At 69.9% G+C, this 13,984-nt stretch carries 10 protein-coding genes and 1 pseudogene; 7 read left to right on the top strand and 4 right to left on the bottom strand.

The window, feature by feature from the left end:
* Nucleotides 1–1,917: 1,917 nt before the first annotated feature.
* The 3 genes from ACFW1I_RS18480 to ACFW1I_RS18490 all read right to left on the bottom strand — a co-directional run bounded on the left by ACFW1I_RS18480 (nt 1,918) and on the right by ACFW1I_RS18490 (nt 3,744).
* Entirely contained in the window at nt 1,918–2,127 is a 210-nt protein-coding gene (locus ACFW1I_RS18480; protein WP_384670942.1) for a hypothetical protein, read from the bottom strand.
* A gap of 67 nt (nt 2,128–2,194) precedes the next feature.
* On the bottom strand, nt 2,195–3,049 hold the full coding sequence (locus tag ACFW1I_RS18485; RefSeq protein WP_384670943.1) for a hypothetical protein: 855 nt from the start codon (nt 3,047–3,049) through the stop codon (nt 2,195–2,197).
* Between the two features lie 59 nt (nt 3,050–3,108).
* Entirely contained in the window at nt 3,109–3,744 is a 636-nt protein-coding gene (locus ACFW1I_RS18490; protein ID WP_384670945.1) for a hypothetical protein, read from the bottom strand.
* 4,482 nt (nt 3,745–8,226) lie between these two features.
* On the opposite strand from ACFW1I_RS18490, the gene ACFW1I_RS18495 reads away from it, so the two are divergent.
* On the top strand, nt 8,227–8,430 hold the full coding sequence (locus tag ACFW1I_RS18495) for an EF-hand domain-containing protein (protein WP_382951613.1): 204 nt from the start codon (nt 8,227–8,229) through the stop codon (nt 8,428–8,430).
* Between the two features lie 64 nt (nt 8,431–8,494).
* Nucleotides 8,495–8,605 (top strand): annotated as a pseudogene (locus tag ACFW1I_RS18500) (transposase family protein); the annotation flags it as partial.
* Nucleotides 8,606–9,774: 1,169 nt separating this feature from the next.
* On the opposite strand, the gene ACFW1I_RS18505 reads toward ACFW1I_RS18500, so the two are convergent.
* Nucleotides 9,775–9,933 (bottom strand): hypothetical protein, encoded by a 159-nt coding sequence (locus ACFW1I_RS18505; RefSeq protein ID WP_384670947.1) that lies wholly within the window; start codon nt 9,931–9,933, stop codon nt 9,775–9,777.
* 383 nt (nt 9,934–10,316) lie between these two features.
* Between ACFW1I_RS18505 and ACFW1I_RS18510 the strand changes: the two genes are divergently transcribed.
* From ACFW1I_RS18510 to ACFW1I_RS18530, 5 genes are all read left to right on the top strand, one after another.
* Complete coding sequence (locus ACFW1I_RS18510) at nt 10,317–10,967, top strand: DCL family protein (RefSeq protein WP_384670950.1); 651 nt, start codon at nt 10,317–10,319, stop codon at nt 10,965–10,967.
* 252 nt (nt 10,968–11,219) lie between these two features.
* Nucleotides 11,220–12,233 carry a carboxylating nicotinate-nucleotide diphosphorylase gene (nadC, locus tag ACFW1I_RS18515; RefSeq protein WP_384670953.1) on the top strand — a complete coding sequence of 338 codons (1,014 nt, stop codon included), beginning with the start codon at nt 11,220–11,222 and terminating at the stop codon, nt 12,231–12,233.
* On the top strand, nt 12,233–13,039 hold the full coding sequence (locus tag ACFW1I_RS18520) for a type III pantothenate kinase (RefSeq protein WP_384670955.1): 807 nt from the start codon (nt 12,233–12,235) through the stop codon (nt 13,037–13,039). The genes nadC and ACFW1I_RS18520 overlap by 1 nt, the downstream gene beginning before the upstream one ends.
* A 162-nt stretch (nt 13,040–13,201) precedes the next feature.
* Nucleotides 13,202–13,774 (top strand): hypothetical protein, encoded by a 573-nt coding sequence (locus tag ACFW1I_RS18525; RefSeq protein WP_384671015.1) that lies wholly within the window; start codon nt 13,202–13,204, stop codon nt 13,772–13,774.
* A gap of 14 nt (nt 13,775–13,788) precedes the next feature.
* Entirely contained in the window at nt 13,789–13,965 is a 177-nt protein-coding gene (locus ACFW1I_RS18530; RefSeq protein WP_384670958.1) for a hypothetical protein, read from the top strand.
* Nucleotides 13,966–13,984 lie beyond the last annotated feature (19 nt).

A 13,984-nucleotide genomic window follows, 5' to 3' on the forward strand; every position in this document is an offset into this window, starting at 1 on the left:
GATCGAGACGAAGAGGATTAAGCGCTGCCAGCCTGGCGGTTCTTCGCTGTGCGGCACGAGCACTCCTTCGGTTACCGGCTGACGCCGGGGGCCGGTTCATCCGACCCGTACGGAGTCAGGTGAACGGAGATCGTGCTGCGGGGCTCACTTTAGTGGGCGCCCTGGTGACTCTTCGTCATTCGGCTTAAGCGATAGTCCACTTGACATGTGCACTCGCACTTCAGATTCGCGATCGAGCACCTGTTCCCATCTTGCTTTGCAGGCTGTGGACTCCAGGACCTTGGGCGCACTCGGGGAGATGAGATTCGGAGCCCCGGCAGGTAAGGTGCGTCTTTAGCGACGGGGAAGGTGCAGGGTGCTGCCGGAGTTTGGGCACCAAATGTGACTGTGCTCCCGCAAGCTAGGGTTTCGGAAGCGAGAATGCGCGTTTCCCGCACTGCGGGGATGACTCAGTGGACGCTCATGGTTAGGTCAAGATGTGCCACTGCTTCCCGCGTGGGCGGGGATTCTGCTCGATTGCAGCGCGAGGCTCCCGTCAGGCCGGACTGCTTTCTGTGCGCGGGGATGCTTCACGGCTCGGTGCTGGAGCGGGACTGGGTGCCCTGCTCCACGCGCGCGGGGATAAGCCCGTGGGGGTCTTGGAGAACAGCTGTTCCCGCCTCGTGCGGGGATGGACCCATCATGCTCTTTTCCCTCGTCACCGAGTGGCGCCGCTGCCCGCGCCTGCGGGGATGGCTCCTCCTCGGCCTTCCCCCAGTCCCCACGCCAGGCTGCTCTCTGTGCGTGCGGGGATGGTCCCCTCCCTCTGCTCGCCCGGGCACCTCGACCCTCGTAGCTGCGCCAGGTGTGCTGATCCCAACACCCGCGGGGATGGACCCGTCACCACCGAGGCGACGGTCCTGGACTGGGACTGCTCCCCGCGCCTGCGGGGATGGCCCCACCTGGATGGAGGGTGACGAAGACGCCGAAAGCTGATCCCCGCGCTCGCGGGGATGGCCCCGCCGTGCGGATGATGCCGCAGCCAGGGCCCTGCTCCCTGTGCACGCGGGGATGGCCTCTCTAGTTGCGCGCCGCCGACGACTACATTCAGCTGCTCCCGCGCCCGCGGGGATGGCCCCTTGGCGACGGCGACTTTGTCTGTGCGGTCGAGCTGCTCCCCGCACGCGCGGGGATGGCCCCACGCCCTTGGTCAGCCACCAGGCCGAAAGAGCCTGCTCCCCGGTTACGCGGGGATGGTCCCACGGCCACGACCACCGACTCGCTGCCTGCTCCCCGCCTGCGGGATGGTCCCCCCACGCCACGCCTCCTCGGCGGCGGGCGAGGCTACGCGGGGATGGTCCCGTGCCCGTGGTCCAGGGGCTCCGGGAGATCACCTGCTCCCCGCGCCCGCGGGGATGGCCTCCGCTTGATGCACTCCTCGCGCAGCTGGATCGCCTGCTCCCCGCGCCTGCGGGGATGGCCCCAACTTCACCAAGATCATCACACTGATGGTTGGCTGCTCCCCGCGCCCGCGGGGATGGTTCCGGCCCCCGCCCCAACCCAGACAACGACCTCATCTGCTCCCCGAGCATGCGGGGATGGTCCCAAGGCTGACGACCTTTTGGACACGATCAACGCGCTGCTCCCCGCGCTCGCGGGGATGGAGCCTTCGCGCCCTCCGTGAGCAGTGCGACACGGTGCTGCTCCCGGCGCCGGCGGGGATGGCCCTGTGCCCGGCAATGACCACTGGGCCCCGGGAAACTGCTCTCCGCTCGTGCGGGGATGGCCCCTCTGAGCCCGGGGGTCCAGGGGCTGGCCGCTGCTTCCCGCGCCCGCGGGGATGGGGGATGGCCCCTGGAGGCGATCCGCCACGAAACGAGGAGCATCCTGCTTCTTTGTGCCTGAGGGGATGGTTCCGCGAAGTCTGCTGAACGGGCATCACACCATGGCCACCCAGCTGTCGCCCTTGCTCGTGCAGGTCCGGCTGTACCCTGGCGAAGGACTCGTTCCGTGCGACGCCTCGCCGTCGCCAACCACCTGCCGGACGGAGAGCTCGCTGCTGTCCTCTTCCGTGAAGGCGACAGCGCCGCGGATTTCGTCGGCCTCGGCCAGGTCGTCTTCCCGTTCGGCGAGCCGGTCTGGGGTCACGCCGCTTTACATGTTCCGTGCGTGCCGGGCCATGGTGATTCCGCTGGCGGCGTGACCTGTCGGACGGTCAGCCCCGCACGATGGTGAAAAGGACTGGCGTATGGATGCCGATGCGGGCGGCGGAGTCGGCCACGGTCGCGGCGAGCCAGCCGATCGCGTCACAGGACCACTCGGCCAACTCGCCGGAGAGTGTCATTCCGTGCAGGGGCGGACCGTTCCAGAAGTGGTCGTCGAACGGCGGCGTCGGAAAGCCTCCTGGGGGGAAGACCTCGTCGATCTCACCCGCGAACACGTTCTGGTCCGGAGGGGCGAGGTGGCGGGCGAACTGCGGCGCCACCGCTGGGATCGACGGGTCGAGGCCGCCGTCGATGCGGGCCTTCACCGACACCCGCGCCTGTGGGTCGCACTCGCCGAACCAGTCTGGTGTCCGCATGGAGGGCATCATCGTGTACGGGGGGCGAGCCGAGGCGTCGATGCCCTGCACCGGCAGAAGGACCTGGACCGCGGTGAGGCGCACGGCGCCGATGCGCTCTGTCGTGTCCTGTGCGCAGCGCAGGAACGGCTGAACGGGAAGTGGCCGGTCGTCGGCCGGCGCGCTTGCCTCGACCTGGAACCACGAGATCAAGCTCGGCTCCGGAGCGGCAAGGGGGTGGCTGCAACCCGCGTCGTTCATGGCCCACAGCCCGGGCGCGGCGTGCGCGCGCCCACCGGAGGCGGTCCCTTCCCCGGCGCCGGCCCGGTCGTCGAGCCAGCCCATTGCGAGCGATCGCTGATGGAACAACTGGTATGCGTCGTGCTCCGAGGCGGGATCGCGCCACGCGTGTGGGACCAGGTTTCCGTAGAGTGCGGCGAACATGGTTCCCGCGGTGGGACGAGCGGTGGGCGCGATGCCCGGCTGCACGGTGGCATCCTGCTCCGACATGTCCCTCTCCCTGCAGATTGACTCAACGGCCTTCCCCTTGAGTTGGCCGACAGCGGCTCTCAGTACACTCGGCAGTTCACTTCAGCCTGGTTCATCGGCTTCTCTCCGGTCTCGATCTCGCCGATCACATCGACGTCCACGTGATTGCGCCACGACGTGCGCTGGTTGTCGCGGCAGTCACGGCGGGCCACTGTGCGTTGAACGCTCCCGCCACCAGGCTTGAGCGTCTTGGTCTGCGAACATGCCTGCTGCCGCCAGGTGTTGTCCGTGTACCACTCGTACAGGCAGTTGAAGACCTTGGCGCGGTCGTTGCTGCAGTTCCCCTTCTCCCACCACCCGTGACCAGAGGCTGTCACTCCGGTTCGCGACCGGTGGGGATTGTCCCTCCCGCTGAATGGCGTACATCCGAGCGCCGCAGCGTGCCGAGTCGTACCTGCTTCATTGACCGCGTCCATGTCCAACACCTGACCGGCACCGTCAAGGTAGACCGCGGACGCATCGGAGTCGGATGGCGCGACACCCGGCACCGCAGTGTCTGCCGACACATCACCGTCCCGGGCGGATGCAGCTGTCGTCGCAGCCGAAGCGCCCCCGATCACCAGAGAGGCAAGTGCCACGATGACGGTGAGACGAAGCCTGCGGGCGAGCATGAAGATCCCCTTCACATATCTGGAGGATGCGCCTGGCTCGATCATGTGATCGCCCGCATCCCAGACCAGTTTTGAGCTATTGCCCCGGCTCGACCAGGAAAGACGAGAAACTTACGCCTATGGGGTGAAGACGCCCACGCGAAGGTCACTCGCCACCAATGCCCCCATCCGGCAGTCGGCCATACCAGCTCGGAGGCGACACCCTGCCCCCGCTCCGACTTCGATGAGCAGCTCATCTGTTCCCCGCGCCCGCGTGGGGGTGGTCCCTGTTGCCCGCGCCCAGTGAAATCTGTCCGCGCTCCCCGCCTTGTCCGGGGCGACGTGGCGGCGCGCGACTGCTCCCGGTGCACGCGGCGATGGACCCTCGCCCTCCAGAGTGTTGATGATCCGGTACGGCTGCTCCCCGCGCACGCGGGGATGGTCCCGGGCGGATCGGCGGTGACTGGATCGGCTGGGCCTGCTCCTCGCACACGCGGGGATGGTCCCGAACTCAGCCGCGCCCGCTCCGAAGCCGGGAACTGCTCCCCGCGCGTCCTGTGCATCACACCCGGCGTACGCTGCTTCCCGCGCGCGGGGGAGCAGTGCCGGCGGGCAGGCGGACGTAGGCTCCGCTGTTTTCGGATCGCGATTCGTTCTTTACCACCGGGCTCACCACGGATCTCACCATGGCCTGGCCCTGTCGGATGCGGTGTGTGGGATGACCTGGTTTTCGGTCGCTTGGGTCGCTGTCCGGTGGGGAGGTCGGGAGGGTGGGTGTTTTGTCGGTTTCGGTAAAAGTTGCTTGGGAGCGATCCGCTGGCATGTAGAACTGCTGGTCAGGAAGGCTGTTCCCCGCCCGCGCGGGGATGGCCCTCCAATCCGGGCCGAGATCGACGCCATCCCGGTCTGTTCCCCGCCCGCGCGGGGATGGCCCCGGCGCGATCGCGGGCGTGGACTTCCAGGTGTCCTGTTCCCCGCCCGCGCGGGGATGGCCCCTGGATCGGCGGCCCCGAAGCGGTAGCCGCAATCTGCTCCCCGCCCGCGTGGGGATGGACCCGGGACGACAACCGCGGAAGCGGACGGCTTCCACTGCTCCCCGCCCGCGCGGGGATGGCCCCGACCACGGGCAGGCGATGACGGCCTCGCGCGGCTCCGAGCTGCTGCTCCCCGCGCGGGGATGGACCCGTGATGCGGCGCTTGGATGGCTCGTACTGGCACTGCTTTCCGCGCCCGCGGGGATGGCCCCTGCAGCGGGCCGAATTGCGGGCGGGTCAGGCACTGTTCCCCGCGCCTGTGGGACTCATCTGCGGGTGTGGGTGCTGGAGCCGGGTTTGGTGGTGGTGCTGTGTCGGTTGTTCGGTCGCTTGGGTCGCTGTTGTCGGTGGGTGTGGTGAGTGGGGGAGTGGTCATGGTGGTCGCTCGCCACCGAGGTCACCATGCTCGGGGGTGCTCACCACCATGCTCACCACCGAACTCACCATGTCCGGGGTTGCTCACCACGGGGCTCGCCACAGTGCTCACCATGGGGGGTCTTCGGACCCCGAGGGGTGTTTTGTCGGTTTCGGTGAAAGTTGCTTGGGAGCGTGCCGGTGTCGGGTAGAACTGCAGGTCAGGAAGTCTGCTCCCTGTACGCGCGGGGATGGACCCGCGTGGACGGTCATCGGCTCTTCTCCCCAGCACTGCTCCCTGTACGCGCGGGGATGGACCCGATCGGTCGGTACCGGCTGAGGGCGGCACTCGCTGCTCCCTGTACGCGCGGGGATGGACCCGATCGGTCGGTACCGGCTGAGGGCGGCACTCGCTGCTCCCTGTACGCGCGGGGATGGACCCTGGCTGGGCGACCTGCCGGGCGGCTTCTTCAACCGCTCCCCGTACGCGCGGGGATGGACCCGCCACCCGGGTCATCGTCGGCGAGGTCCGCTCCTGCTCCCCGTACGCTCGGGGATGGACCCGAGATCAAGACCCGTGCCGACGCCGCTACTGACTGCTTTTCGCAGGCGCGGGGATGGACCCAACGCGGACCGCGCGGAGTGGACCTTCTGGGACTGTTCCCCGCACCCGCGGGGATGTTCCCACGGTGCTGACGCTGATCGCGGTCGGCGTGAGCTGCTTCCCGTTCGTGCGGGGATGGTCCCTGGGAGCCGCTCTGGGCAGGCGGTCGCCGCTCTTGTTCCCCGCATACGCGGGGATGGCCCCGAGGTCCCCGTATCGGTCCAGGATGCCGTCAACTGCCCCCGCTCGTGGGGGGATGGCCCCGCTCGCGGGGGCCGGTCCGACGAGGAGCTGGACTGCTCCCCGCCCGCGTGGGGGTGATCCCGACCCCGCTTTCCCATACCCGAACCCGACGCCCTGCGCCTGCGGGCATGCCACCCGCCCCTGGACCACGCGGCCCGGGTCCTGCCTGCTCCCTGCGTCCGCGGGGATGGTCCCCAGGGCAAGGGAGGCCGATCAGAGAAGCCGGACTGCCCCCCCCCGCGCCCGCGGGGATGGACCCTGGCGCTGCCAGAACCGGATGCCGACGATCTTCTCCTCCCCGCCCGCGCGGGGATGGCCCCAGCGCAGGGTTCACGAAGTAGGAGGCTCCGGCCTGCTCCCCGTACGCGCGGGGGATGGACCCAGACGATGGACATGATCCGAGGCATGCTCTTGCTGCTCCCCGCACACCCGGGGATGGACCCTGATGCAGCCCCGACGGCGCCGACCGTGAACGCTGCTCCCCGCGCCCGCGGGGATGGCCCCTGTTTCCCCCAGGACTTCAATGGCGAGCACAACTGCTCCCCGCCCGTGCGGGGATGGCCCCGACCAGACCATCCCGTCCATCCAGGCCCTGCGCTGCTCCCCGCACCCGCAGGGATGGCCCCGTGACCCTGCCCGAGGGATACACCCGTCAGGACTGTTCCCCGCGCACGCGGGGATGGTCCCTCGATCGAGTTCGCGTCAACGAGCGCGTGGGCCTGCTCTCCGCGTACGCGGGGATGGGCCCCTGCTCGACGGCCGCGCCCGCCGCCGGATCGACTGCTCCCTGCATCCGCGGGGCTGGTCCCTACTTCCTCTTCACGCGGCAGCCGGACTTCGTCTGCTCCCTGCTCGTGTGGGGATGGCCCTATCGTGAGGGAGGACCGCGCCGGTGCGATGACCTGTTCCCTGCGTCCGCAGGGATGGCCCTCTGGCGGCCGCCCAGGCTCTGCTGTACCCACCCCTGCCCCCCGTGTCCGGGGGGGCAGGGGGCTGTGTTCTGGCTGTTCCCTGCCCGCGTGGGGATGACCCCGGGGATAAGTTCGTGGGGATCTTAGAGAACAGCTGCTCCCGGTTCGCGCGGGGATGGTCCCAAGGCCGGCTGGCGGGTCTACAAGGCCTGGCCCTGCTCCCCGCGCCCGCGGGGGACGGACCCACTGACGTGCTGATCCTCATTCAGCACATCCGCTGCTCCTCGCTCGCGGGGGGATGGTCCCAGCAACTGGATGGAGGGCATTGGCGGGCGGTTCTGCTCCCCGCTCGCGCGGGCATGGTCCCTGGATCGGCGGCCCCGAAGCGGTAGCCGCAATCTGCTCCCGGCCCGCGCGGGGATGGTCCCGAGCACGACGCCGACAGCAGTTGGCGGCTGTTCCGCTCCCCGCGTACGCGGGGATGGACCCGGGACGACAACCGCGGAAGCGGACGGCTTCCACTGCTCCCCGCGCCTGCGGGGATGGATCCCACCCCCAGCATCCCAGCAACCACGAGGAGCACTGCTCCCTGCCCGCGCGGGGATGGAACCGCGACGAACGCGCCGGCCGCGCCGAGACCGCCCTGCTCCTCGCGTCTGTGGGGATGGCCCTTGCTCGCAGCGCTACTGAAGCCGGTTTCTGGTGGTGGGGGTGGTTGTGTGGGTTCGTCAGTAGCTTGGGTCGCTGTCGTTGACGGCCGTGGTGAGTGAGGGAGCGGGGAGGGGGCCGGCGTTGGGTAGAGCTGCTGGTCAGGAAGCCTGCTCCCCGCACGCGCGGGGATGGCCCCCGGGCAGCTCGCCGGAACCGATCGGGTGTGGCCTGCTCCTCGCTCCCGCGGGGATGGCCCCCCGTTCTCGGCGGCGGCCAGGTCGTCGAGCAGCTGCTCCTCGCTCGCGCGGGGATGGGTCCTGACCAGGGGCAGACCAAGACCGGAGCACGATGCTGTTCCCCGCGTACGCGGGGATGGTCCCAAGCCCGGTGCGGGCACGGACAGGTCAAACAGCTGCTCCCCGCACGCGCGGGGGTGCCCCACCGGGGCCCTGCACCGGCGGCTGCTCCCCGGGTGCGTAGGGATGGTCCCGTGGCGTTGTCGGTCGGCTGCTCGACAGTTGATGCGGCTGCCCCCTTGTCGCCGACGGCTTTGCGCTCGTCGGCAAGGCGATTGTCCTGGTTGGGGGTTGCTCCTGAGTCGCAGCCGGCGTGGCTTCAACGTGTGGTGGCCCGGGCGGTGGCTGCCGGGGCGGTCCGGTCCGAAGGCTTGGCCGTCAGGGTGCCGTCGACGGTGTGGCAGGGTGGTGGGCATGTGGGCCTTTGGGGCCTGTGAACGTGAGAAAGGTATGCCGTGAACGAGGCCGAGCTCAGGGCGCTGTTCGACGAGATCGACACGGATGGCGACGGGCGGATCAATATCGTCGAGTTGGCGGAGGGCTTCAAGGCCGAGGGCGCCCACGGGCACCTTGCGGAAGAGGTCAAGAAGGCTATGACGGCCGACGCGAACCACGACGGCGTCCTCGACTTCGAGGAGTTCCGCACCCTGCTGAAGTAGCGTCAGGCCAGACAGCGCGGGCGCCTGGGTTCTGCTCCAGGCGCCCCGTGCCCCGCGCGCCGGGTTCGTCGATCGGCTGGTCGTCACGCTGATCCACCTGCGGCACGATCTCCCGCGCTCTGTCCTCGCCCTGTTGTGCGGTGTCGACCGTTCCACCGTGAGGGCTGGTGTCGGGTAGAGCTACTGGTCAGGAAGTCTGTTCCCCGCGTACGCGGGGATGGTCCCTGAACAAAAACTGAATACGCGAAAGGCAAGTGATGCTCCCCGTACGTGCGGGGCTGGCCCCCGGCAACTGCGCCACGCACGGGGGCAGCGGCTGCTCCCCGCGCATGCGGGGATGGCCCCTGGAAGACGTCGCGGACGCGGAACGGGCGCTCCTTCTCCTCGTGTCCGCGGGGATGGACCCCACCCACCGACGCCGACGGCCTGGAGCTGCTTCTGCTCCCCGCGCCCGCGGGGATGGATCCGCGGAGACCTCGGAACGGGCGGTGATCTGGGACTGCTCCCCGCCCCGCGCGCGGGGCGGGCCCCAGCGTGGAGGTGGTGTTCCGGTGAGCCCCGAACTGCTCCCAGTGCGCGCGGGGGATGGTCTTGGCTGCACCGCGCTCTTTGGGTGTGGGTGCTGAAGCCGAGTCCTGGTGGTGGGGTGGTGTTGGTTCTTCGGTCGCTTGGGTCGCTGTCGTCGGTGGGTGTGGTGAGTGGGGGAGCGGTCGCCACGGTTACTCACCACCACGCTCACCATGTCTGGAGGCACTCACCAGGGTGCTCACCGCGGGCAGTTCTTCGGATCCTGAGGGGTGTTTTGTCTGTTTCGGTGAAAGTTGCGTGAGAGCTGGCCGGTGTCGGGTAGAACTGCTGGTCAGCAAGTCCGCTCCCCGCGTACGCGGGGATGGTCTAGGACGCGGTCACTGACCAGGACGGGGGAGAGGCCGCTCCCCGCGTACGCGGGGATGGTCTCAACCGGTACGTGACCCAACTCGGCCAGGCTCTCCGCTCCCCGCGTACGCGGGGATGGTCCCGTCCCGGTCAGCGTGGACGCGGCGCCGACCGTCCGCTCCCCGCGTATGCCGTCTCAACCGGGTTGAAGTATGTGCCTGGCCTTCAAGTCGTTGACCTGCAGACCTTCACCGACTGAGAAGATTATCTTGATCGGTTATGGCTAGGTTGTAGTCAAGCTCAGAAGCCCTGACCTGCGGGGCTTCAAAATTTGAGACGCCCCTTCAATCTCATTGAGACGCCTTTAGGGGGCCAGAAGTCTGCGGGAGGCGTCGAGATCGTATCTCGTTGGGTCTTCGCAGGGCGTGGTGGTGTTGCAGGACCAGCGTCCTGCTGATGGGCCGCAGATCACTCCAGTAGCTCCAGTTCGAGCGGGATGTCGCTGCGATGCCAGGGGGCTGGTTGGCGAAGGCGGCCATCTTCGTCATCGGCGGGTACTTCCGTAGGGTTACTGCGCGGCCCCGGCAGCGGCTTCATGTCGACCGGAACGACCTGTTCGCGCGCCATCGACCATGCACCTTCCGCCGCCCGGTGAACCGACCTGACGGACTTCGTCACCCCACGCATTCATAAAGCGACACAGGGCTACGCTCGGTGTGGGTGCCGCCGACCCCATGTGGCAGCACCTGTCGGGACCTCCGGCTCCCCCGTGCCGGAGGTCCTGGCCCCCGCCCCCGGCACCCCGGAACACCCCCGCGCTTCCGCCCCGCTCCGACCGCCCGGATCCAAGCACCCGGGCGCAGCGCCCGAACGATGAGGTCGCCACGCAGGTACGCCGCCCGCGCGGATGGGAATAAGTATTCGAAATGGGGTGTTTATATCGAAATTCGCTGTTCATGCGGGCGAAAGGCCGCGAAGATAGACAGGACAACTACAGAGAGGGGCCGCCCGTGCCGCAGTTCTCGATAGCTCATCGCACGTACCGGACCAAGGGAGACGCGAAGGAGACCATCCGCGCGATCCTGTACAGCTACCCGGTGGGCAGCACGGTGGAGGACGAGGAGCACCACCTGCTGCTCCTGGACCTCCTCGACATGCACCCCCACGCCGAGGTCAAGATCGGTTCCGGTGTGGAGGCCTTCGCCATCGCACCGCCGCAGCGCGGCCCCTACCCCGGATTCCGGGTGATCCGGACCGACGGGACCTACATCGACTTCTCCTATCTGGAGTGCCTCCAGCCCCGCACGTACCGCCAGCAGGTCCTCAACGTGATGGGTGACGAGGTCAAGCAGACCAAGACCGACTACTTCGAGTCGCGCCGGGCCGCCGGCACCCTGTGCTCGGACTCCTCGGGACAGCTTCTGGACACCACGAACACCGCGGTGTCCTACTTCCAGGGGCCTTCGTTCATCGAGATCGCCACGGAGTTCGCTGAGTCCCTCGGCGGATGGGAGGCGATCGAACTGACCAGTTCGGCCGAGAAGGGCGTGGGGCGGTTCGTGGACCGTGACCTGGCCCAGCGGTGGTTCGCCCACCACCAGAGCCGCGCGGTCTTCGGGCTGCTGACGCAGCAGGAAAGCCTCCGTCTGCCCCGCCGGTAGACTCCCGGGGCGGGAACTATGACCTCGACCGGGCGCCGGGACGGGAGGACCGTTCCGTTGCGGACCCATCCCGGCCCGCCCCGTGAGGCCTAGGAACAACCGATCTACCTGGACAGGCGGCGCGCGCGCCCCCCCGCGCGCGCGCCGCCCCCGCCCCGACCGCCACCCGCCCCCCCCCCCCCCCGCCGCCCCCCCCCCCGAGACCGCGGACTTTCCGCCCGTAACCCCCGAAGCCCCCAGGGAGCCGCAGCCGTGAGCACGCCCGAGGAAGCCCGTCCCGAGCCCGTGGACGTCCCTCTCATCCAGATCAGCTCGTACGAGGAGTCCGGCGGCTGCGGCGACGGCTGCGGCTGCGGCGACGCCGAGGAGTACGAGTGCGGGCTCGACCCCGCGCTCGCCCAGCTGCTCGCCGACGCCGGCCTCGACCCCGTACAGGTCGAGGACATCGCCCACCTGGCGATCGCCGAGGACCTCGACGGCGGGGTGGACGTGACGACGGTGGCGACCGTCCCCGAGGACGCCGTCGCGACCGCCGACTTCGTGGCCCGCGAGGCCGGCGTGGTCGCCGGTCTGCGGGTGGCGGAGGCGGTCCTGTCGATCGTCTGCACCGAGGAGTTCGAGGTCGAGCGGCACCGCGAGGACGGCGAGCGCGTCGAGCCCGGCGACCTGCTGCTCAGCGTCACCGCCCGCACCCGCGACCTGCTCACCGGCGAGCGCAGCGCGCTGAACATCCTGTGCCGCCTCTCCGGCATCGCCACCGCCACGCGCGCGTGGGCGGACGCCCTGGAGGGCACGAAGGCCAAGGTCCGCGACACCCGCAAGACGACGCCGGGGCTGCGCGCCCTGGAGAAGTACGCGGTCCGCTGCGGCGGCGGCGTCAACCACCGGATGTCGCTCTCGGACGCGGCCCTGGTGAAGGACAACCACGTGGTGGCGGCCGGCGGGGTCGCCGAGGCGTTCAAGGCCGTCCGGGAGACCTTCCCCGAGGTGCCGATCGAGGTCGAGGTCGACACCATGCACCAGGTCCGCGAGGTGATCGACGCGGGCGCCGACCTGATCCTGCTGGACAACTTCACCCCGGACGAGACCGAGGAGGCCGTGACCCTGGTCGCCGGCCGCGCGGTCCTGGAGTCCTCCGGGCGGCTGACCCTGGAGAACGCGGCGGCGTACGCGGCGACCGGCGTGGACTACCTGGCGGTCGGCGGCCTCACCCACTCCTCCCCGATCCTCGACATCGGTCTCGACCTGCGCGAGGTGCGCGGCTGATGCTGCTCACCATCAACGTCGGCAACACGCACACGGTCCTCGGGCTCTTCGACGGCGAGGAGATCGTCGAGCACTGGCGGATCTCCACCGATCCCAGCAGGACCGCCGACGAGATGGCGGTCCTGCTCCAGGGCCTGATGGGCACGCACCCGCTGCTCGGCGCGGAGCTGAGCGACGGCATCGAGGGGATCGCGATCTCCGCGACGGTCCCCTCGGTCCTGCACGAGCTGCGCGAGGTGACCCGCCGCTACTACGGGGACGTGCCGGCGGTCCTGGTGGGGCCGGGCGTGAAGACGGGCGTGCCCATCCTCACGGACAACCCGAAGGAGGTCGGCTCGGACCGGGTCGTCAACGCGGTCGCGGCGGCGGAGCTCTACGGCGGGCCGGCGATCGTGGTGGACTTCGGCACGGCGACGACCTACGAGGCGGTCACCGCGCGCGGGGAGTACGCGGGCGGCGCGATCGCCCCGGGCATCGAGATCTCGGTCGAGGCGCTCGGCGTGAAGGGCGCGATGCTCCGCAAGGTCGAGCTGGTCCGGCCGCGCAGCGTGATCGGGAAGAACACGGTGGAGGCGATGCAGTCCGGCATCGTCTTCGGCTACGTGGGCCAGGTCGACGGGGTGGTCGCGCGGATGAGGCGCGAGCTGGTCGGGCCGGACGGCGACCCCTCGGACGTCACGGTGATCGCCACGGGCGGGCTCGCGCCGGTGGTCCTGCCGGACTCCCAGGAGATCGACGAGCACGAGCCGTGGCTGACGCTGATCGGCCTGCGCCTGGTCTACGAGCGGAACGTCTCCCGCATGTGACCGCGCGGGTGGTCGCGACCGCGACCGCCCCACGCGCGCGTGGGGCGGAATCCGCAGGTGGCGGGGGTCCGGTACCGACGCGCCGGATGATCGCTAAGCGAAATTTGTCCGATTAGCGCGTATCGTCGCCCCATGCCCACGCCATACGGATCCCGCGGCGGCATGGCGTTCAGCGCGGACGAGCTGCGTGTGCTCCGACGCGCCCTCGCCAACGCCCTCCACCCCGCCCCCCTCCCGGACGAGGACGTCCGCGACGCCCTCCGCCTGGCCGCTTCCGTGGACGAGGCCGTGCGCGAGGCCGGCCGGCTGCGCGCCTTCCTCCTCGACGACCTCGCCCGCTACCGCGAGGCCCTCCCCGGCTCGCTCGCCGGCTACCTGGACCTCCTGGAGGACGCCCTGGCCGACGGGTACGACCCCGGGGCCGACGACCTCGCCGCCCTGCGCGCCCTGCGCGGCAACCCGGCCGCCGCCCGGCTGCTCGACCGCTGCCAGGTCCTCGCCGAGCGTTCGGTGCGGGCCCGCCTCGCCCGGGTCTCCCAGGCCACTGCGAGCGCCCCGGCCGTCTCCCGGGCCCGGCTGCTCGCCCTGCCCGGCGGGCGCGCCGGCGAGGAGCCCCGGCCCAAGCCGCCGACCCCGGCCCCGGCCGAGCGCCCGGTGCCCAAGCCCTCCGAGGTCTTCCCGCCGCGCCGCCGCCCGGTGCCCCCGCCCCCGCCCGAGGAACGGGTCGCGGGCTAGCTAGTCTGGTCGCCATGGAATACGTATCCGCGCTTCTGCCCCCCGTCGTGATGGCCGTGTTCTTCACCGCCCTGATCGTCGTGATCGTCAAGACCCAGGGCGGCCCGAACAAGGCCAAGGAGGACGCGGCGGTCGACGCCGCGCTCGCCCGCGCCGAGTCCGCCCGCCAGGCGGACGGCACCGACGCGTAGCATCCGCGGACCCCGAGGG

Origin of the sequence: Streptomyces sp. NPDC058955, assembly GCF_042741435.1 — a bacterium.
In the GTDB taxonomy this organism is placed as follows: Bacteria; Actinomycetota; Actinomycetes; order Streptomycetales; family Streptomycetaceae; genus Streptomyces.